We start from the raw sequence: 20,352 nt of genomic DNA, 5'->3' as shown, positions 1-20,352 counted from the left end.
CTCAGCGGCCATGAGCACCCCTCCCCGAATCGCACCCCCGTGATGCGAATCCGGCAGGACAGCACGTTACATCATCCGTTCGATCAAATCCGTTGCGCAAAGGCAACAGACCCGACATCAAAATACAAACCCCTCCTCACGCCTGAAACCGGGCAGCGGCTGCACCGCGGCATTGAACTCCGCGCGCGAGGAAACCACGCCGTCCTCCTTGAGGAAAAGATGTGCCCGGGCGGCATTGCCGTAGCCGATCACCGCAACCAGCCGCCCTCCCTCGCCAAGCTGGTCGAGAATCGCCTCGGGCACATATTCCACGGCACCTCCCACGAAGATCACGTCGTAAGGTGCTTCTTCCCGATAACCTTGCTCCAGCGGCCCGGTAACGGTCGTGGTGTTGACGCAGTCGAGCTCGGCGAGCCTGCTCGCCGCCATTTCCGCGAGCGTCGGATCACATTCCAGTGCCACCACGAAACTGGCGACCTTCGACAGGACGGCCGTGGAGTAGCCGCTCGCCGCGCCGATATCGAGAACGAGGTCGGACTGCCGGACACCGGCAAGCTGGGCCAGCCGGCCGAACTGGGCGGGCTCCATGAGGTAGCGCGCGGGCGCGCCACCCGCCGGCGCTGCGATCTCCAGATCCTCGTCCATATAGGCCAGGTTGCGGCGCCTTCCCGGCACGAAAAGCTCGCGGGGTATCTCGCGGAAGGCCTCCAGGAGCGCGACATTCGTCACGTCACGCGTACGCAGCTGCCCTTCGATCATCTTGGCGCGCTGCAGGGAAAAATCGGCGTTCATCACCCTCGTTCCCGTTTCCGGCGCGCCGACGCGCACCCCTGATCGTCGAACCATATGCACGGAAGGTGAACAGACATCGACCCGCCTCCCACCCGCGCACAACTCGGCTGCGATGTGGCAAAATTCTTTCCGATCGTCAATCAGCGACTTGCAGGGTGTGCCCGCCCGGCTCTGCGAATCCTTCTTTGCCCATTACCCGGATCTTGCGGAAACCGGCATCGGCTGATGCCGCATCAAAGGTCCATTCAAATCCGCAACGTCCGATGAAGCTTGCCCCTTTTCACGCCTTCCGCCACCTCGCGGTGCTCGTTTTGGCGGCGCTCGCCCTGCCCTCGGCTTCACCGGCCTGGACAGAGGAAACATCCGCGGCCTATCCCTACCTCCATCAGGACCTGACGAGCCCCCGAGCCACGCTTGAAACGTTCAGATCCGCGGCGGCCGAAGCAGGCAGCTTGGTGATCGAAGCCCATCGGCTGCGCCTTGAGGAAGGCGGCCTGTTCGCATCCCGGCAGGCCAAGGCGATGGCCGAGCGGGCGGAAATCCTGATCGACACCGCCGCCCACGCGCTGGATCTGTCTCGGATTCCGCCGGCGATCCTGGCGCACACGAAGGTGGAAGTCGTGCTGCAGCTCGAAGAGGTGCTCGACCGCGTCCCGCTACCCGAGACGATGGAGTTTCCGGATCTCCGGGCCGTGCGGGAAGCCAGTGCCGCCGGTCGGCCTCTCCTGCACTGGAGAGTGCCGGATACCGGCATTCTCATCGTGCAGCAGAACGAGGAGAGCCATGCGGGCGAGTTTGCCGTGTCCGCCGGCACGGTCGATCGCATTTCCACGATCTACAAGGCCGTCCATTCCCTGCCGAGCCGATCCGGGAGCGCTGACGCTTACGCCCTCTACAGCCTCTCGCCCGGGCGGATCCTGCCGCCGGTCTGGTACGTTTTCATTCACGATGGACCGGAATGGCTGACCGCATCGATCGCCGGCAACGCGGTCTGGCAATGGCTTGCACTGGTCTTGTGGACGGCAGCGGCCGGGCTGGCCATTGCACTGGCCGTAAAATGGCGCTGGCGACACACCGGGGAAGAGGAGGAGGTGTCCGTCTGGGGCACTTTGCACCAAGCCGTTCTGCCGCTCGTGCTGGCCGTTCTGGGAGCCCTCTTCCTGACCGCGGTTCTCGACCTCGTCAGCCTCACCGGCACAGCCTACTTCATTGCCGATGCGGCCACACAGCTTCTGATCGCCGCCAGCCTGGGCTGGCTCGCGGTGATTGCGTGCCGGACGATCGCGGAGCTGATCATCAAATCGCCCTCGATCCTGCCGGGCAGCCTTGATGCACATCTGCTGCGGGCCGGCTTCCGGGTCCTGGGCCTGGCACTGGCGGTGCTTCTGTGGAGTCACACCGCTGCGGCCATAGGGATTCCACTGTTCGGGGTTCTGGCCGGTCTCGGCATCGGCGGGCTGGCGATCGCGCTGGCGGCCCAGCCGACGATCGAAAACTTCATCGGCGGCGTGATCCTTTTCGCCGACCGTCCGGCCCGTACGGGTGACTTCTGCCGTTGCGGCGACATCCTGGGCACAGTGGAGGAAATCGGCATCCGCTCCACTCGGATCAGAGCGCTCGACCGCACCCTCGTCAGCATTCCCAACTCGGAATTCGCGAAGGAAAGAATCGTCAACTATACCCGCCGCGACCAGCACATGTTCGACACGGTCATCGGCATCCGCCTGGACACCACCGACGGTGATTTCCAAAACCTGCTCGCCCGGTTGCACCAAGTCTTTGAGGACCACCCTCTCGTCATACCCGACATGAGTTGGGTACGCTTCAGAGCAATCCGCAGCGACCGGCTCGAAATTCACCTGCGCGCCAACCTGCGGATCGCCGATTACGACACGTTCCTTCTGGAAAAAGGGAAAATGCTGCTTTCGGTGAAACAGTGCGTGGAGGCCAGCGGCTGCGCGTTCGCGCTGCCCGCACGCAGGCTCCACCCGGCCGACCCCGGCGGCGCGATCATCTCGCGCCCGGAACGGGATACGCCATAAAATTAGGAAATCCGTTGAACCCGGCCGCAGAGAATTTGGAGGCCTCGCCCGGGGCTCAGATTTCTTTTCTTCTCAGCTGGTTGTGAAGCAGTGTGGCTACAACTTGCATCACCGCAGATCAATGACTTACGCGCGGTACTGCCACACCAAGATGAGCGAATCCGGGTGCCAACGGCTTGCCCCCACCCCCCTCGGCTGATTGTCGACCGAGGGAGGGTGAGGAGCCCCCCGGATCTGCGAGCCGCAGCGCGGGCATCTCAGCCGCGTGTGCAGACGTCCGGAACTCGTTAGGAAGAGTCTGTGCGGCAGCTCTGCGCCTTCATATCGGTCATTCCGATCGCCCTTGCGAACAACCAAAAGCGGACATGCTGCTGCGGATCCAAGAGCAACATTGTGCCATGAGGAGCCGAGTGGCCTCATGCGCCCCGCTAGTAAATTGCCGCAATGTTTTCACCACCAAACCAGCCGGATATTGTCTCCAAGGCGCCATTTGACAGCTCCTGCGTAAAAAGCAGCGCGAGCCGCACTTTCGGTCGGGAGCACGCAACGTAGAAAAGGTTCCTGTTGTCCTCGAACCCTTTTCGCTCCTTCTCATTGAGGGTATTCTGACCGGGCACGTTTTCTAGCATCTTGCCGAAATTGTACTTGTTCCACCCGCGCCCCACGACCACGAGCACATTCTCAAACTCGGCGCCCTTGACGCCATGCTTGGTCTCAAAGGGTGAATACCCTTCAAGGTAATTCGTCACAGATACGATCTCCTGATACGGAATCTCATGCAGCTTCTCCAGCTCTCGCAGGGATCGGGGCATATCTTCGCCCGCCGAAGGATCAAAGGCTTCAAGCCGCAGCTCCAATTTCTCGGCACTATCGCCAAGTCTTGGAATTTGAGAGTCGCGCAGATGTTTGACCACGTCGCTGACGGTGCCGGTCTCACGCAATTCCATCAAACGGGTCATGGAGCCGGACCATCGCTTTTTGTCTCCCGCCTCCAACAAATAGCTCTTGTTCGCCCCCAGCGCGGCAAACATTTCTCCATATCGCTTCTCTACAAATGCCCGGCACGCGGGCTCCAGATGATCGACAAAGAAGGCAATGTGGGCCTGCTCCTTCTTCGTGAATGCGCTCTTGTCCTGGAACACGGACGGCAGGCTGCCGTAGCCCTGCTGTTTGCCCAATGACCGGTGAGTGAGCATCAGGATTTTCGTTTTGTCGCTCGAAAGGTCCCATCCGCAGTCTACAAGCCGCGCTTTGACTTCCGAGAGAGCATGATTGGCCTGCTCTTCGGGCAGGTCACCGCCATAGTGCGGTCCCGACAATCGTTGGCCCGTCCACCCGTTCGTGTGGAATACGTGCACCTCGCCAGGCGCTTTCGGATCGACGACAAACTGTTTGAGCTCGGGCCTCATGCGGTTGAGGCAATCCACGATAGGCTTCACCGAGCGAAAATTGGCCTCCTTTCCGATTTCGGTGATTGTTTCGTCGGAGAGCTCGCCGCAGCCGTCTCCATAGATCTTCTGCCAGTGATCACCAAAGAATCCGAACAGCGGAGGTCCATCTTTCCCGAAGAAGTGCTCACGGAGCGTCGCCACCCAATCGGCATTCGTATCCTGATACTCGTCGATCAGCATGATCGGATAGCGATAGCGGAAGATGTTGCGGAATTTCTCATAGCCGAGCAGCTTAATCGTCAGCGGTAGAATGTCGTTGTGATGGAGCGAAACTGCATCGTCGGAGATGCCACGGTATCCGAGAGTATATTCGATAGTGCGCGTGCCGACACCTCCATGTTCATGAAGGCGATCGGCCCAGGGATCCCCCGCCCACGCCTCTAGTTCCGGAAGATGCGCGCGCAGGTGCGACTGAAAACTCGATATGACAGACCAGCAGAACCCATGAATCGTGTCGCAGTGGATCACCGGGCTGCGGTCTGTGCGGAGCTCGATCTGCGCCTTTGCCACGTTCGTAAAGGTTATGCAGGCAATGCGCTGGTTGAGACGCGGTAGCCGCTTGCCCTGCCGCTCGATCAGAAACTGCAATGCCTTGATCAGCGAGTAGGTTTTTCCAGCTCCCGCACCGGCCTCCAGCTTGAAGCTTATTCCCTTTTCAATGGCTTCGCGGACCGCGGCGAGAGCCTTTTCGCTCGCTTCCTCCGCCGGCGATAGAGTAGACTGCTCAGTCATGGCATGCAGCCTTTGCGACGTCTGACTCATCTCCACCGGTATCCGGACACGCCAAAGACCCGGCGAGCCATTTCAGGCCGTCGGCTATATATTTCGGGATGATCCAATCTGTATCGTCGATTGCATATTGGAGTGCGAATGCGGACTTCTTGTAGGCTTCGGCTTTGGTCTTCGCATCTCCGGCAATGGCGTCCGGTGTATCGCCGCTCACCCCAAATTTTTTGGCATTTGCCAGAAGAAATGCATCTTCGAATGTCCTGCCGCACGGGCCGTCGGATACCTCGCGACATTGATACGCGATTGCGACGCGCCCTTTGATCCGTTCGGTCTCCGGCTTTGCAAGCAGGTCGGTTGGAACACAGGGGCCACCCCCAAACCACTCATTGATGCAGGCGTTGCTGGTGGCCTTCGCCTCATGAACAAGGCATTTTGATCCGCCCGGCTCCAGAACTGGGTCGAGATCGGTGACTACCAGAGTCTGGAGTTCTAGAAAATTCAGCAGAGCGAAGAATTTGTGGGCGTAGGCACCGCCAACTTCCATGATCGTGAGATATTGGCTGCGAAGCTTGGCCACGGCCGCTTCCGACTGATCATGCTTTTCGATCATGACCGGCAGCATGAGCCGTTCGCTTGTCCCCTCAATGAGAATGGCTTTGTCGGCAAAGAAGAGGTCGCAACGGGTGAGGGTCAGATATTGATGCAGAAAGTCCCGGTCGGATGACGAAATGCTGGATGTGCCCTGTCGCAAATCCTTGATCTTTGTTTTCCAGACCTCTCCGCCTTCGCTTGCGGGAGACGGCAGGAAATAGCGGATCGCTTCGAAGCGCGCCTCGTTCGCCACGTGGGCTGAATGTGTGGAAATAAGAAACTGGACCGGCCACTTCGGATCGTCCTTATGCTCGCTGTTCAGCTTCTCGACAAGCGCACCGATTTGACGAATAAACACCTCCTGCATCTGTGGATGCAGATGGGCTTCGGGTTCCTCTATGAAGATAAGATGGCCCCCGCTCGCCCGCGCTTGGGCGCGAAACTCGCGATAAAAGCTCACGATCTGGAGGAGGATGAAGATGAGGTTTCTCATCCCAAGCCCGTTGTAAGTCTCCGGGAGGAGAACGCCATTGTGCCCTTGATACCGAATCTTAGTGTGATTTGTCAGGAGACGCTGGACGTCCAGTCGCGTCTCGGTGGTCAGTTCGGAACCGCCAAGTCCGGGATAGCCGAATGTCTGGAAGGTGGGCAGCAATTGTTGCAGTTGCTCGCGAAAATCCCCATCGATGCTGTCCTGAATTGTACGAACCGCATCCTCAAGCTGACCCGCTATCTTACGTTCCTTTTCATCTGCGGTTTCAAGCGATGCCGTGCTAACCAGGCCTTCCAGTACTTTGGCGAGAATATCGCTTTCCTTCGTCGTAATGTCGTCCAGCCCGCGCTGCGCATTGATGAAGCCCGTGTGCAGGAGATTTCTGACCTGCACCTGTGAGCTTTCTTTCCGGTTTGTCGCATCGTGGGGGTCCTCCGCCCAAACCCGGATGCCGTAAAATCTGGCGATGCGCTCCGCAATTTCCCGAAAGAAGGAATTTCTCGTCTCGTCCGACACCGCTTCGACCGGGAAGTCTTCAAAAAAACTATCGACCGCTCCATCGGCTGGCTCGAAGCGCATGACTGCGAGAGCCTCGTCGCAAGCCATGTCGAGATCGACCACGAACTCGCCGAGCGGACCAAGCTGCGGTTGTGCGGGGTCATATTGGAAGAACATGCGCATCTCGATGAACGGGAGCAACGCCCGGACTTCATGCTCCTCCTTGCCGTCCTTCATTGCCTCAAAAGCGGCACAGAAGCCGTCGTAGGATTCGGTCGAAAAGTCCTGCAAAGAGAAGGCCGCAGCCTTCTCCGAAGTGAACCTGCGGATGACCTCTGTTAACGATGTTTTACCACTGTTGTTGCGGCCGACGACCACGGTCGTTTGATCCTCGAAGACAAGCTCGACGTCTCGCAAAAGGCGGAAGTTCTTTATCTTTGCGCGCCGCAGCTTCATAGCCTCACTAATTGCACCTCGGCATGCTGGTGAAAGTCCGTGTTCCGACCGCATTACTATTCCCCCCTATGAACCCGAAAATTGGTTTAGTTGCACTCATTCTTCGGTCAAAGTGATAAATTCTGGTCGGCTCGCGCAAGTAGGGAGAGGCTTACCGCGAGCGACAGAAGCTCATCTAAGCCTGCCTTTATCATCACAGATCGGCGAGTTGGTCCGAGAGGTCCTCCTCGGGCTTGTCCGGTTTAGTCGACAGGAATTCGTGCAACGCTTTTAGCTTGGCCAAGAGTTCGTCGAACGTGACGATCAGCACATCTCGTTGACTTCCGCGGTAGATCTCGAACGACCTCTTCAAGTCGTGCGTTTCCGGCAGCCTGCCGATGATCAGGATGCAGGGAACCGACCAGGCCTGAATGTGGGGCTGGTCGTCTGCTTCCTTCTTTGCCGCGATACCCTTGATCAACCTGAGCTTCTGGTCGAGGAGCTGGTTCACTCCACCCGACAAGTCAGTGGATGGGCCATAAAGTGTCGGCGGGCGGTAAGGGTCTTTTGTCAACAACGGGGTTTCGGTCGTTTTGATCTCGACGATACCCAGATTGCCTAGCATACCCGCCTCTAGGAGGTAGTCCGCATATTTCTCGCCGGCACGCTTGAGGCCCATGCCTCCGACAGATGCCTGGTCAGTGTACATAATCACAGGCAGGCCGAAGAGCATTTTCAACACGAAAGGGTTCTGGACGAAATACTTCTGCCAAAATCCCTCCTTTCGTCCGTTGAGAAGTTCCTTTGACATGTCCTCTATAAGAACTTGCAGCGAGACGAGTTCGATCTTCTCGCTCAACTCAAACAGCTGCACGGGGTCGTCCTTGGCGATCTTGTCGACCTGACGGATAACCGTTCGGACGGCTGCAGCAGTGTTGGAATTGCGGGAGCGTGGGGTGCCTTTTTTGACGAGGGCAGACCGCACCGTGTCTTGCAAGTCTACGGCTGGTCGCTCGAAATCATCGGGCTCGAAATTCGGTACGACGGATGGCAGGAGGCGGTTGCGGAGATAGCTCACCTTCTCCCCGTTCGCGAACCTCACAGCTGCCTCATGAGCACGATTAATGTCCAGCCGTACGTCGTGGTAGATATGCTCCGGCAGCCGGATCTCTTCTCCGTTGATCGAGATCTCTTCGTCGTTGCAGATGGTAAGCTCGGCGGCACCTTCCACTTCGTCGAACGCACTTATGATGTAGCGTATCCGGGAATCGACACCGAAGCCTTCGAACGGCCCGCGGTGGAAACCGGTGGGCAGGTCGAAGAACATTCCGAAGCCGACCTGAAAATCCATCGGCGGCTGGTCCTCGAAAGATATACGTTTAATAGACCGGTATTTCATCTTGGTGAAATTGCTCTGATTGGACCGGAGCCATATCGGGTAGGTGGTAAGTAACCGCGTGGGGAAATCGTACTCGGCAATCAGAAGAGGCCAATGATCGTCAGCGAAGTTGACGCCTGAGGCCTTGCCCCGCTTGAATGCCTTTTCGCTCAGGTAATAGCTCAGGTATTGGGTTCCCTCATCTGGAGTGAGCTCGATCACCAAAGACGAACCGTCCTCAGGATGAACACCGGCATCCACTATCGTTCCGCCGTATGCGGGCTTGTCCTGTAGTTTCCAAATCTCAGGCACGCGCTCACCTCTACCCCAAGTCTTCGAAGCAAAATGCCCGACCCCAACAAGGATTTCAAAATAATCCCTTCACGGGCACTCGAACGGTAGCTTATCGCGCCGTTATTCTGAAAGCGGAAGTGCTGCTGCCGGCCCCACATACGACCTTCAGTGGCTCGCAGTCGAGCGTGAGCAAGTAGTGGTCTGCGCTTCAGCCGGGAGAGCTACCGCCGCTTTCCAGGCACGTAGGGCTGGCCTGGCGCTCCCGTCGGCGGCGACAGCCGCAAGCCGATGTCCTTGCTTCCGCACTTCGAACAGCAGAGCTTCGGCACCAGGTCGTTGCGCATCCAGCTGTGGTCCCGGCCGAGGCGAGCGGCGAGCGCGTTAAGATCGAGATCGGCATTGTGGTTGCAGCCGAAACGGTAGCAGTATGCTGTGAGGGTATAGTTGCCCTCGATGACATCGCCGATCGTGCTGACGGTGAGCGGCATGTCACTTCAGCCGTTGTTGCATCCAACCGACAACGCGCCTTTCCTTAAAGATCGGCTTGTCGATCGAAACACGCGGAGGCCGATCCCAATCGACCTCAACGAGCGAGATGCGCGTCTTGGGACGGCAGCGCGTGCATCGGAATTTGAGCGTGATCGGATCGCGGCCGCCGCCTAAGAGCATCATGAGGTCAGTGGCAAGGAAGTGCCGGACATTCCCGCACGGGCATTCCGCACGCACGAGCATGCCGAGCCGGGCTGCCTTTCCCAAGGTGTCGATCGGTTGGGCCATGAGAACGAATTAGGAACAAATCCCCATTGCCGTCAAGCAACCGCCGTGGCAATCTTCAGCCCATGTGCAACCTCTATAACGTCACGACGGCCAAAGAGGCCATCATCCGCTGGACGCGCGCCATGCGCGACAACGCCTCGTGGAACGAGCCCTCGCTGCAGATCTACCCCGACCAGCCGGCGCCGATCGTGCGCAATGCGACCGATGGTGAGCGAGAGCTGGTGCGTGTGCGCTGGGGTTTGCCTTCATCCAGCCAAGCCCTGTTCCAGGCAGCGAAGAAACGGGCCGACAAGCTCCGCGCCAAGGGCAAGGAAGTGGATTTCGACGAGCTTCTGAAGATGGAGCCTGACCGCGGCACGACGAATGTCCGGCGTGTCGAGAGCAGGCACTGGACACGATGGCTGGGCGTGCCCAACCGCTGCGTCGTGCCTTTCACCAGCTTTGCTGAGCCCGACCCGGCAAGCGCCAATGGCGGTCCGATCCCGAACGCCTGGTTCGCGCTGGATGAGAGCCGGCCGCTCGCCTTCTTCGCCGGCATATGGGTGGCGGACTGGACCTGTGTCCGGAAGGTAAGGGATGGCCTCATCACCCTCGACTTGTTTGGCTTCCTGACCACGGAGCCGAACGGCGTCGTCGCGCCGATCCACCAGAAGGCGATGCCGGTCATTCTGAGCACGCAGGAGGAAGTCGAGACCTGGCTGACGGCGCCGTGGGAGGATGCAAAGGCACTGCAGCGGCCGCTCCCCAATGAAATGCTGACGATCGTCGACGCGCCGGCCCTTCCGGAGGACGAACCGGCATCTGCCCAGGGATCCTTGCTGTGAGCGACAGTCCGAACGGCCCCGAGGCGCCTTCCTCCGTCACGCCGGCCGGCATCGTCGAACACTATTGTGAGCATCCGGACTGCACCGCATGGGGCGGCTTCGGCTATTCGCGCGGCAAGGATCAGGCGTCGAAGTGGTTTTGCCGCGATCACAGGTCAGCCGGTGAACGTTACATCGGCAAATCATGAGCGGCCGCAGTGAGTGAGGAGCGCTGTCATGCCGGAGTTCAAGATCCCCGACACCTTCGATTTCGAAGTGGACGTTGAGCCATACAACGGCGACCTGGTCGGCATTCTCTCGTTCGTCACGCACGACAGCCGAGACCGGTATCTGATCGACAGAGAGGACGCCGAACGGCTCGTTGCCACACTCAACACCTTCATAGAGGGCCGATTCCGGTTTGCCCGGCGCCAGGACAGCGACGGCTTGTGGGAGGTCTATGAGATCGCGAACGGAGCAACCGTTATCACGGAGGGGCCTCTGACGGGGCTCGACGAGCATGAAGCCCGAGAAGTGATCGATCTCCTCCACGAGGGCATCGTGGAGCCTGGCGGCTGAAATGAATGCGATCCGTGCGCCCGAACCGAATGATGAGAAATGCCCGGTCTGCAAGGGAAGCTTCTGGGTCTGCGAAAACCATCCGCTGCTATCGTGGCCGGATGAATGTGAGTGTGGTGCGGCGGCTCCTTGCCCGATCTGCAATATTGCCGAGCCGCCGCGGCTTTCTCCCGGTTTTGAACCGGATGAGCAGAAAAGAGGCCCCCGCCGGCTGACATGGAGAGCGAAGTTGAGTTCGCGCAGGTATGAAATTGTGGTAAAGTCTCCAACATCAGGTTTCGCGTGGTAAATGAGCGCACTGTCGCTTTCCCATTACACCGCTTCGACTTCTCTTCAGGGGAAACGGCCTAAGGAGCAGGTCTATGCCCAACCCAATCCCGCCGGATCATGAATCTTCGTGGACACCAAAAGTTCGCCAGCTACGCTCCAAAGCAATAATGGATGTTGAGCAAGCGAATTTCCTGGTTCGAAGAGTTTCTGCTGAAGAGCGCGAACCGTACGAAAAACAAGCGCATTTGCAAAGTCTTACTCCACAGCATCTGGACGCCTTATTCCCAAAATCAGTCGAACCGATAAAGGTGTTCTCATTAGATACGCGCTTCCGCTTCCAAGATAGTCAAAGAAATTATGATCAGAACGCATACTGTTCTACTATGTTAATACCAATTACGCCGAAACTGATTGATTATTTTCGTCGCTATTTTTATCCAGACAATATAAAAGGGGGCGTTCCGGGGGAGTACAGAGGTAATCCTGCTTTTAAAAAGGAAAAAGAGGAAATTACAGTTGTCATTCGCAAGGCGGGCTGGAGCGACTTCTGGGAGTTGATAGACGATATCGAATATACACCCGGATTTATGCGTTACGGTAATTGTACTGGATTCTAGAGTTATGGTATTTAATTGCAAACGCTAGCGGGTTGAAGGCACTACTGATCAATTCAGGAAGCTACGATTTTGAATATAGGTAAGGTGAAGCTGGAGTGGGAACGATGAGCGACGCCCTCCAAGACACCGCCCGCATCCTATGCCGCTACGAAGGCGGAAAGGAATGGGAGGATGCGAGCCAGAATGAGCGCGATAAGTGGCTCAAAGCAGCCAAGGAAGTGCAGGACATTATTAATGCGCCTTGGCCGACGCATCTCACAAAACGCGGATTACACTAGTCGGGCTGGAGTTGCTGAGCAGATCCTCAAGAATCAAAAGAGCCCCGCCGGCCGGAGCCAGCGGGGCGACAAAAGCAGCGCAAATTATTCCCAGAATTATTCCTAAGGCGGTGGCCGCCCCGTCAGCCAGGTGTAGGCAGCACCAAAGCCCGCGGCGGCAGACAGTACGACGCCACCGATCCGAAACAACCAATAGCCGAAAGTGCCGGCGCCCCGAACGCGCTCCCGCATCTGAAGGTACTCTTCGCTAGTCGGCCGGATCGTCGTCACTTCCTTCTCGACCGCTTCAAGCCGGTGGCCGATGTGGATCAGATCGCGCGCCGTCGCTTCCTGGACCTCATAGACCTTTTTGCGGCTCTCACTTGCGGACTTCATCTCATCGACGACAGTCGCCAGCAACCGCTCGATCGAGTTAAGCCGCTCGTCGAGCCGCGCTACCTGTGCTTCTGTGCTGCCTGGCATTCAACCCCGCTCCTCGTGATCCTGCTGCTTGATGTCGTCGTACCAATCGGCGCAGCGGATGACGCGGGCATTGGCCCGACCAAGAGCGCGATCGGTTTTGATGAGTGCCACGTCGAGCCGGTCGCCCACTATCACGCCAGAGTGCTCGCGCACGCGGCAGTCGGCAGGTTGGTCGGGCAGTTGTCGCGCCGACTCGATCGCCTGTTCCACGAGGCCAGCGTCGGCCTGCCTCTTTCCCGCCGCCGCCATGCGGTCCTCAGCGGTTACGCAGCCGCTCAAGAACATTGCGGTCAACGCTGCAATCGCCGGCCACAGGGCGAGCGAGGATGTCATCGATTTCATGGGAAAGTTCCTGCTTTTCCTGCACGGTCTCGGCAAGGCGCTCGGCGTAAAGCCTGTTTGCCCGTTGCGCCGCGGCAAGGCGCCGCTCGCGTTCGTCGGCGATGGCGGATAGTGCGGCGACTTCCGCCGATGCGGCAGCAAGCTCTTCGGCCGCCACAAGCTCCGTTACGGCGTTATCGACGGCCTCCCGCACAGCGGAGGACTTATCGAAATGAAACCATGCGCCGGCGGCGAGGAACGCCCACAGCGGCAGGGTGATGCCGAAGGTCAGGATCTTGCCGAGGACGGCGATGGCCTTCGCGCCATATGCTGCTAGCCACGCGGGGATCATCCCACCCTCCCATCGAATTCGTCGCCGTGAGGCGCAGCCACGTCTTGCGGCCAATGGGACGGCCGATAGCTGCGAGGGGGCTGCGCCTGCCGCCAGGCTTCCTTGTCGTGCTCGAGCTTGTAGGCGCCGGCGACTGCGAGGATCGCCGAAGGCCAGATGATGACAAGCACCGCAGTCATTGCCTGGACCATTTCAAAGCCGGCCCACATCGCGCCGAGCGTCAGGCCGAGGGCGATCGCGATCAGCGCCCAGGCCGCCTCGCGCTTGCCGGTCTTGCCATCGTTGGGGGTGACGCCAAGGAGGCGCAGGAGATGGACGAACATCAGCGCGTCGCCACCAGGTCGCCGGCGCCGGCAGTGGCGCGAACCGGAGGGTAGGACTTGAACGGGAACGACTTCGGCCACCGGAAGGCGATGAAGTCGTCGAGGTCGAACCAGGTGTAACGGAGAGAGTTCGACTGGTTGCCGCCCAGGAGCTTCACCCGCCGGCGCGCCGCGTCATACTCGGCCACCGTGCCGACATGGCCAGCATTGGCATTCCATCGAATGACGCCGAGGGCGCCGACCTTCGGCCCCCCGGCATCGATGCCGAAGTCCGCCCAAGCCTGGGCCCAGAACGGATTGTTCGGCACCGGCTCATAGGGCAGCGTCTTGACGATCGCCGTCTCAATCGCATCGCCACACCAGGGCAGCTTGGCGGGGTTGCCCAGAAACTTGCCGCCCCTCAGCCACATAGAGAGCACCGCGTTGTCGCGCCTCTCGTGGAGGCCGACACGCCGATGCAGCTCCGCCATCCACGGCGGCATTATCTCCTGCGGCGCGTGGCCAGCCTCCTTGCTCGGACGCCCGGGCGCCATGCGCAGCGCTTCGACGGTCTGAGCATCGGCAACGCCCGACTGCTTGAGATCGTTCGCGCGCTGAAATGCGACGAGCGCCCTGCGTGTCTCGCCGCCGATCGCGCCGTCCTGCGCAACGCGGAATCCGTGCGCGCTCAAGCGGCTCTGCAGCCACTCTGCAAAGGTCATGGTATTCCCTCTCGATTTTCGGAGAAATCAGGTCAGCGGAGGCGCCAATGCATGGCGTCGATTTTCTGTCCGCTAACGCCTATGGCCACTGGAACGGCGGCAGTTCGGCAATGAAGCCGTCGACCGTCGGCGCCGCGCGTTCACCGGTCGTCACCTTGTCCAGCTCGCCCAGCGCATAGCCCCACACCTGATCGCGCCAGGCGACGAACGCCTGTGCCTCGGCGGCCCAGGCGACGTTGGTGCTGCTGACATAGGTTGTGAGTGTAAAGGCGTCGTCGTACTGCCGCTCTTGTGCCTTCGCGTCCAGATGCGATTGAACGGCGCGACGGAAGTCGTCAACGCTTGGGCCGACCGGTGCGGCCGGCGGGTTGATCGTTAACTCCACGAGTGCTGGGATCTCGGATTCGTCTAAGGTGCTGACGTAAAACACGCGAGGTTCAGCATCCGAGTCAGACGGTAGAATCTCCGTTATCTTGTAATGTTTGCCGAGCGCGCCGTAGTCCGACACGAGTTCTTGAGTGTAGTCCATCATGCCGCTGTCCTTGTCTGGAGTCCCAAGAAGCCAAACGGTGCGGCATTCGGACCATTCACGAAACCATAACCGTTCTGCGCAGGTGCGTATGTCCAGCTTGATCCGCTGCCTACATCTCCGACGCTCCCGATGACAGTAACGTTTCCACCACCACCAAGAGCAACCTGTACGCCACCTGTATTATGATTGTTCACGATCATAAGACCTGAAAAATTGTTGAATATGAGTGCGGCACCCGCTCCAACACTATAAGGAAAATCCCCCGTGCTTATAGCGGCAGCATTATTAGTCCATGCTGTCGGCTGCACTTTAAGAGTGCCAATTACTGTCCCACCGCTCTTTGGGAGAGGGTCAATATTTCCCGTATGCCAAAAGCCGTTCCACGCCTGCCAGGACGGCGCAGTAGTTCCCACGCGGAAGGCTATTTGAGCCGTGTCGAAGTCAGACACGATTTGCAATATCGTGTCACTTCCTCCCCCTCTACACACTATCAACTGACCAAAGTCATAGCCCGGCGGACCATTCGTGTAGTTGTTAATACGATAGAATCCGGAATTGGTGACGGTATCCAGGTCCGTCGTTCCGGGGAGATCGGCAGTTACGGGTGCGCCGATCGTCCCGCGCATCGCTTCTGCGTCAGCGTCGTCGAGCAGCGTCCGCGCGAACGCTGAGAGGACCGTCAGATCCATCGTGCCTTCACCGGTGAAGTACGGCAGCTTATCGGCCGCGCCGGTCAAGCCAACCAGCGCATCCAGATTTGCGCCGTTCACCGTCTCCATCGCACCTGGACCGGTGCCGCGGAGATAGTTCCCCTCGGCCAGCGTCAGCCCTGCCAGCGCATCCACATTGCCGCTCTGCAGCAAGCCGAGAATCGTCTGCACCGCCCGCCGGAACGCCACAAGGTAGGGCGTGAACATCACCTCGTAGGGCGCGGCGGTCTGATCTGGGCCAGCCCAGGGATAGGCGAGCGTCACCTGGCTGTTGGCCTCATCCAGCGCCTTCACGCGCGTCGGCCTGCCCACATGCGTGCCAAAGAAGTCGCCCACGCGCAGGACATTGAAGAGGCCGCCATAGCTCTGGAATGTCACCACCGTGTCGCCATTGTCGATGGTGGCGGTTCCTGTGTCGAACCAGCCGGGACCGATGTCAGCCGCCATTGGTACTCTCCTCGTTTGCGTCGATCGTCTGGGCGCCCTGCCCGTCCGCAGCCGGCGCATCGCCGCACCGCTCGCGCAGGCGGTCGATCAGTTCGCCCTGCTTGGCGATCATCTCCTTCTGCGCCTCGTCGAGCGCGCGCAGCCGCTGGATCTGCTCCGTCTGGAGGAGCAGTTGCTTTTCGAGATTGGCGACATGCAGATCCTGCAAGCCGCGCAGCGTCGACAACCCCTGTGCCATAGCCGCAGAGCTGATCGACGCCTTCTCAGGCGTGTCGGTCATGGGAGGTCTCTTGGTGTTCAGAGGTTAGAGGTTCTTCGGAATCGCGAAGATGTAGTAGTGGATGCCGATCGGCTTATCGTCGTTGGAGTGATCCGGCACAATCTGCCCCTCGTCCAGACGGTATCTGTAGGGATGACCCAGCGCGAGATGGAACTTGACGGACGTGTCCGTGACGAGTGCGACGGTCCCGTCGCTGCACTGAATGTCCTTCTGGATCCCCGAGATCCCCGACTTCAGAACAGCCGCCCAGGGCTCTGTAACTTGACCGTTAGCGCCGCCCTGACGCCGAACGTAGTACTTCACGAACGGGTAGAAGTCTCCAGGATTCGCGAAGCTGACGGTCTTTGCGCGATCTCCGTAGGCCTGGGAAGTAGCGGACTCCACGAACGCATCCTGATGAAGATAGCCGCTCGACACGATCGACGGATACGCGAAGCGCGTGTCCAGCAGGATGTCACCGCTCAGCGGGTTGGCATCTGACGATCCCGGACGCTTCAGCTGCTGGTGGCCGGAGGGAAGGTTGCGAAACACCTGTACGCCGCCGCTCGTGGTACGTCCGTCGTCGGCGCAGATCATGTAGCGAACGCGCAGCGTCTGGCTTCCGCGATTGAATATCCGAACACGATCCCCGTAGATCACGTACGACATCTTGAAGAACTGGTCTCCGATGCTGTCGTTCGTGATGGCCTGCGGGATGGTCAGGGCCTGACCGTCCCTCCACACCATATAGTCCATATACGTGCGATCGGTCAGCTCTACGGGTGTCAGTACATCCGAACTCCCGCTCGCCGCGACGACCACTTCCCCGGCGCGCACCACCTTCATTGGGACGCGAGTGCTGTCTATGATGAGACCGTCGCGCCCCACTGTGTCAGCATCCACGCCGCCGCGCCCGACACGCACGAGAGTTGGCGAAATTAGCGTGTTCCGCGTTCCCGGCGCACCGGCCGGCACGGCAGGAATCGACTGCGTGTAGCACGGAAGATCCATGACGGTGAAAAGCGATGGGGTGGTGTCGGAGCGAAAGTAGTCGATGCTGCTTCCACGCCGCTTGTCGGGCCATAGTCGCATCGCGACAGGCTCGGCGTAGTTGTGCCCGCCATCGATCCCTGAGCGCAAATCTGTGACATAGGTCATCCACGCTCGGTTGTATCCGCCCCTTCCCCCAAACTCGTCCTCCGCGGTCTGCCAGTACCGAGCGGCGGGACCCTCTATCTCCGTGCCGAGAGGGTAGGCGCGTCTGGACTCGGCAATCACCGGATACGAGCGGTTGATGATGCGATTCGGGTATACCCAGACCGTCTGCAGATCACCGCCCCCTCCGGAGCGAGATATGACCTTGAAGCATTCGTCCGGGCCGGAGCCGCCAGGATAGAACGTCAGGGCACCGACCGAGGCGCTGCCGTCCCAGCCGGCATACTCCCAGTGATCCAGGTGGGCAATTTCGCCGGTCTCCGAGTTGAACAGGAACTTGCCGTAGTCTGTGTTCGGCGTCGCGAGCGCATCATCGGCGTTGTTCGCCATGACCTTCACAACGCCGCCAACACCCGGCTTGTGTCCGATGAAGAGCTTGGACATCAGTTCCTGATTTCCAGAGAGGCGTTGTTGCCGTCGCCACGGATGTCGAGCTTGCCATTGTTCGACCGAAGGCGGTCGAAGAACAGATCACCGATCCGGGCATTTGCGAGGTAGGCGGTCCCGTTCTGGAAGACGAAGGGCGTCGTGTCGTTCGTGCCGTCCGTGACGACGAACTGCTGAGCCACGAACACAGCTCGGGTCAACGATCCGTTGGTGTCGAGATAAAAGGCCGCGGTCGACCAATCGTCACCGGATCCGGTCTTCACTTCGACGCCCCAGCGCGCCCATCCGCCGCCGGGCGACGCCTGGGCCTGGCCGCGCACGGTCACGCTTGCGGCGACATCGCCGACTTCTGTCTCGAGGAGTTGGATGGATTGGGCGTTCGCCTGAATTTCGCCGTCTACCCTGGAGATTTCCGCTTGGAGGAGCTGGGTGACGCCAGCGATGTCCTCGTTTACGGTCGCCTCAAGCCGGATGAGTTGCTGTGAAAGCGCCCGTGTCTCGCCACTGAGGATCGTGATCCGCTCGCTGTACCGCGCATTCGACGCTGCCAACTCGCGCCGGATCTCCTGCTTGTCCTCATACGCGTTCTCGGCATCCGAGATATCCATTTCGGCGTTGGCAAGTGCTTCCTCGAGCTCCTCGCGCGTGTTCCAGCTCGTCCACTCCAACGCCTCGTCTACGAAGTCTTCTATCTCGCCATAGTCGACATCATCCGACCCGAGCTTGACGGGCGGCGTCATTACGGCAAACCAGAACGACCATTCTTCGCGCCGGCCGCTGTAGGGCACATAAATGCCGCGCGCCTCGTACAGCGTGTCCGGCAGAAACGTGCCGTTGAGCACAACCGAGCGGATAGGGTTGGCCGGATCCGGGTCGCCATAGGGGATCTCGCCGTCGAAGATGTGCACCCCTGTCGCCGCCAGGCGCACCTGCACGCGCACGGCGCGAACATCATCCAGGTCGCCGTCGAAAAAGACCTCGATCGAAGGCCGGCGCGCCTTGCCGTCCGCGTCGAGGATCGTCGCCGGCGCCACCTGCCATCCCGTCATCAGTTGCGCCGGCGGCCGCACGGGCCCGATCACGCCGCCCACGCCGGTCGGCTGCTCGTCGGTCGCGGGGTTCCAGTCGTAGTCCGCCGGGTCGATTTCCTTCAGCACGACCAGCTGGTTCATGCCCGCCTCGCCGACGATCTGGTCCACCCGGAACTTCTTGTTGATGTAGCCGTTGCGCGCCGACGTCCAGGAGACGACATCGTTCTGCTCGAGAAGCCAGGCCTCCGGCGGCAGATAGAAGGAATGGACCCGGAAGCGCCGCTCCTCCTCGATCATCGGCTTCAAGAGCCGCTGCACCTGTACCGCATAGGGCACCGCGGCGAAGTTCACGCCCGTGGCGAGCCGCCGGTCCCCGTCTTCCGCTTCGAAGGCGGCGGAATAGCGCGCCGGGGCATCCTTCGTGCCCCATGCCTCATCGGGCTCGGGATAGGTCGCCTCCACCCCGTTATAGGTTTCGTCGAGCGAGGGCCAGGGCCGGAGGCTCTGGCCTTCGGTGACGACGATATCCTCGTCGGTGAAGGAATAGACCGCCGCGCCCGGCGCGCCGACCTGCATCTTGAAGATGCCGCCCGCCTCGACCACACGGCCGGAACACGCCTTCTCCATCTCTTCGATGACGGAGAGCGGCTCGAGGCTGCCGCGAATCTCGTAGCCCGCCCGGAACTGCGGCTCCAGCGTGCCGTCCTCGCGCTCGACCAGCACGTCGCATTCGTTGGCGGCCGCCATCCAGTTCGCCGCCGGCAGGCGGAAGGCGGGCAGGTTCTGGCCGCCATACATCCATTCGCCCTGCCCCGGAACGCCGTAATAAACGCCGCGGATGATGTTGTAGATGATGACGGCGGGGTTGCGCGTCGGCTCCCAGGTCGAAGGATCGTGCCAGCGATGCGGGCCGCTACCGCCCACACTCGAATCCTTGCGCACATCATAGAAGGCGACGGGCGGCGGCATGCCGATCCACTGCACCTGCCCGGGAAAGAGATCGCGGTTGAACTGCGCCGTGACGATGAGGATCGGGCAGCCGCGCCCGATCATGTCGCTTTTCCACGGCCGCTCGGGATCGTTGCCGAACTTGTCGAGAAGGAAGGCGTCCGCCGCCTCCTGCGTGCCGTCGAGATACTTCACCCACAGGTGGTTGTTGCTGGAGCCCGTACGGTATTCCAGCACGGGAAAGCCCTGCTCGTAGGAATCGTCGTCCCAGTCGATCGTGCACAGCTCGCCGTTCACCCAAAGCTCGGGCGCGCCGGGCGCCGGCAAATCGCCGATCTGGATGACGTCCGTCAGATAGGCGTTCGGCGTCTTGTCCTCACGCCCCCATACCCCGATATATTTCCGAGTGCCGGCACTGGCGTAGTCGCCGACGATGAAGCCGATCGGCGCATCGTCGCCGACTTCCACGTCAAGCTGGACCCCCGGCGGGATCGGCTCCTCCTTCTTCATCAGCGCCCGTTCGAGCAGGCTGACGCCGACCTTGACGGCGACCGCCAGCGCCGTCTTCAGCAGGAGCGCCCCGAACCCGGCCGCGCCGATCGCGCCGGAGATCGCCGAGGCGATCGCGCCGATCGCG

General features: G+C 60.2%; 22 protein-coding genes. 6 read left to right on the top strand and 16 right to left on the bottom strand.

Annotated elements, in window-relative coordinates:
- Positions 1 to 117 precede the first annotated feature (117 nt).
- Positions 118 to 792: a protein-L-isoaspartate O-methyltransferase family protein gene (locus ACFP9U_RS08820; RefSeq protein WP_322450839.1), complete on the bottom strand. Its 675-nt coding sequence runs from the start codon at positions 790 to 792 to the stop codon at positions 118 to 120.
- A 263-nt stretch (positions 793 to 1,055) separates the two neighbouring features.
- On the opposite strand from ACFP9U_RS08820, the gene ACFP9U_RS08815 reads away from it, so the two are divergent.
- Positions 1,056 to 2,834, top strand: a complete 1,779-nt coding sequence (locus tag ACFP9U_RS08815) for a mechanosensitive ion channel family protein (RefSeq protein WP_378620688.1) — start codon at positions 1,056 to 1,058, stop codon at positions 2,832 to 2,834.
- A gap of 428 nt (positions 2,835 to 3,262) precedes the next feature.
- On the opposite strand, the gene ACFP9U_RS08810 is transcribed toward ACFP9U_RS08815, so the two are convergent.
- The 5 genes from ACFP9U_RS08810 to ACFP9U_RS08790 form a co-directional block, all read right to left on the bottom strand.
- Positions 3,263 to 5,017, bottom strand: a complete 1,755-nt coding sequence (locus ACFP9U_RS08810) for a UvrD-helicase domain-containing protein (protein WP_378620686.1) — start codon at positions 5,015 to 5,017, stop codon at positions 3,263 to 3,265.
- Positions 5,010 to 7,052, bottom strand: coding sequence for an ATP-dependent nuclease (locus ACFP9U_RS08805; RefSeq protein WP_378620684.1), 2,043 nt, complete (start codon positions 7,050 to 7,052; stop codon positions 5,010 to 5,012). Before ACFP9U_RS08805 ends, ACFP9U_RS08810 begins: the two co-directional genes overlap by 8 nt.
- A 193-nt stretch (positions 7,053 to 7,245) precedes the next feature.
- Entirely contained in the window at positions 7,246 to 8,721 is a 1,476-nt protein-coding gene (locus ACFP9U_RS08800; protein WP_378620683.1) for a Shedu immune nuclease family protein, read from the bottom strand.
- Between the two features lie 203 nt (positions 8,722 to 8,924).
- Complete coding sequence (locus tag ACFP9U_RS08795; RefSeq protein ID WP_378620681.1) at positions 8,925 to 9,191, bottom strand: hypothetical protein; 267 nt, start codon at positions 9,189 to 9,191, stop codon at positions 8,925 to 8,927.
- Between the two features lies 1 nt (position 9,192).
- Positions 9,193 to 9,480 (bottom strand): hypothetical protein, encoded by a 288-nt coding sequence (locus ACFP9U_RS08790; protein ID WP_378620679.1) that lies wholly within the window; start codon positions 9,478 to 9,480, stop codon positions 9,193 to 9,195.
- A 62-nt stretch (positions 9,481 to 9,542) separates the two neighbouring features.
- On the opposite strand from ACFP9U_RS08790, the gene ACFP9U_RS08785 reads away from it, so the two are divergent.
- From ACFP9U_RS08785 to ACFP9U_RS08765, 5 genes are all read left to right on the top strand, one after another.
- A complete protein-coding gene (locus ACFP9U_RS08785; RefSeq protein ID WP_378620676.1) occupies positions 9,543 to 10,304 on the top strand; it encodes an SOS response-associated peptidase in 762 nt (253 codons plus the stop codon).
- Complete coding sequence (locus tag ACFP9U_RS08780) at positions 10,301 to 10,492, top strand: hypothetical protein (protein WP_378620674.1); 192 nt, start codon at positions 10,301 to 10,303, stop codon at positions 10,490 to 10,492. The genes ACFP9U_RS08785 and ACFP9U_RS08780 overlap by 4 nt, the downstream gene beginning before the upstream one ends.
- Before the next feature lie 28 nt (positions 10,493 to 10,520).
- On the top strand, positions 10,521 to 10,862 hold the full coding sequence (locus ACFP9U_RS08775; protein ID WP_378620672.1) for a hypothetical protein: 342 nt from the start codon (positions 10,521 to 10,523) through the stop codon (positions 10,860 to 10,862).
- A 362-nt stretch (positions 10,863 to 11,224) separates the two neighbouring features.
- On the top strand, positions 11,225 to 11,749 hold the full coding sequence (locus ACFP9U_RS08770) for a hypothetical protein (protein WP_378620669.1): 525 nt from the start codon (positions 11,225 to 11,227) through the stop codon (positions 11,747 to 11,749).
- Between the two features lie 104 nt (positions 11,750 to 11,853).
- Complete coding sequence (locus tag ACFP9U_RS08765) at positions 11,854 to 12,027, top strand: hypothetical protein (protein WP_378620667.1); 174 nt, start codon at positions 11,854 to 11,856, stop codon at positions 12,025 to 12,027.
- Between the two features lie 102 nt (positions 12,028 to 12,129).
- On the opposite strand, the gene ACFP9U_RS08760 is transcribed toward ACFP9U_RS08765, so the two are convergent.
- From ACFP9U_RS08760 to ACFP9U_RS08715, 10 genes are all read right to left on the bottom strand, one after another.
- Positions 12,130 to 12,489: a hypothetical protein gene (locus ACFP9U_RS08760; RefSeq protein WP_378620665.1), complete on the bottom strand. Its 360-nt coding sequence runs from the start codon at positions 12,487 to 12,489 to the stop codon at positions 12,130 to 12,132.
- On the bottom strand, positions 12,490 to 12,738 hold the full coding sequence (locus ACFP9U_RS08755; RefSeq protein WP_378620663.1) for a hypothetical protein: 249 nt from the start codon (positions 12,736 to 12,738) through the stop codon (positions 12,490 to 12,492).
- Positions 12,739 to 12,745: 7 nt separating this feature from the next.
- Complete coding sequence (locus ACFP9U_RS08750; protein WP_378620660.1) at positions 12,746 to 13,162, bottom strand: hypothetical protein; 417 nt, start codon at positions 13,160 to 13,162, stop codon at positions 12,746 to 12,748.
- On the bottom strand, positions 13,159 to 13,485 hold the full coding sequence (locus ACFP9U_RS08745) for a hypothetical protein (RefSeq protein WP_378620657.1): 327 nt from the start codon (positions 13,483 to 13,485) through the stop codon (positions 13,159 to 13,161). Before ACFP9U_RS08745 ends, ACFP9U_RS08750 begins: the two co-directional genes overlap by 4 nt.
- Positions 13,485 to 14,186, bottom strand: coding sequence for a peptidoglycan-binding protein (locus ACFP9U_RS08740; RefSeq protein WP_378620655.1), 702 nt, complete (start codon positions 14,184 to 14,186; stop codon positions 13,485 to 13,487). Before ACFP9U_RS08740 ends, ACFP9U_RS08745 begins: the two co-directional genes overlap by 1 nt.
- Before the next feature lie 79 nt (positions 14,187 to 14,265).
- Positions 14,266 to 14,718, bottom strand: a complete 453-nt coding sequence (locus tag ACFP9U_RS08735) for a hypothetical protein (protein WP_378620653.1) — start codon at positions 14,716 to 14,718, stop codon at positions 14,266 to 14,268.
- A complete protein-coding gene (locus ACFP9U_RS08730; RefSeq protein WP_378620651.1) occupies positions 14,715 to 15,875 on the bottom strand; it encodes a pyocin knob domain-containing protein in 1,161 nt (386 codons plus the stop codon). Before ACFP9U_RS08730 ends, ACFP9U_RS08735 begins: the two co-directional genes overlap by 4 nt.
- Positions 15,865 to 16,155 (bottom strand): hypothetical protein, encoded by a 291-nt coding sequence (locus tag ACFP9U_RS08725; protein ID WP_378620649.1) that lies wholly within the window; start codon positions 16,153 to 16,155, stop codon positions 15,865 to 15,867. The genes ACFP9U_RS08730 and ACFP9U_RS08725 overlap by 11 nt, the downstream gene beginning before the upstream one ends.
- A 24-nt stretch (positions 16,156 to 16,179) precedes the next feature.
- Entirely contained in the window at positions 16,180 to 17,733 is a 1,554-nt protein-coding gene (locus tag ACFP9U_RS08720; RefSeq protein WP_378620647.1) for a hypothetical protein, read from the bottom strand.
- A partial coding sequence (locus ACFP9U_RS08715) for a phage tail protein (protein WP_378620645.1) occupies positions 17,733 to 20,352 on the bottom strand: 2,620 nt, incomplete at its 5' end. The genes ACFP9U_RS08720 and ACFP9U_RS08715, both read right to left, overlap by 1 nt.

Origin of the sequence: Nitratireductor sp. GCM10026969, from assembly GCF_042660605.1 — a bacterium.
Taxonomy (GTDB): Bacteria; Pseudomonadota; Alphaproteobacteria; order Rhizobiales; family Rhizobiaceae; genus Chelativorans.
The sequence above is the reverse complement of the archived record's forward strand: the minus strand, read 5'-3'. Positions and strand labels throughout refer to the sequence as shown.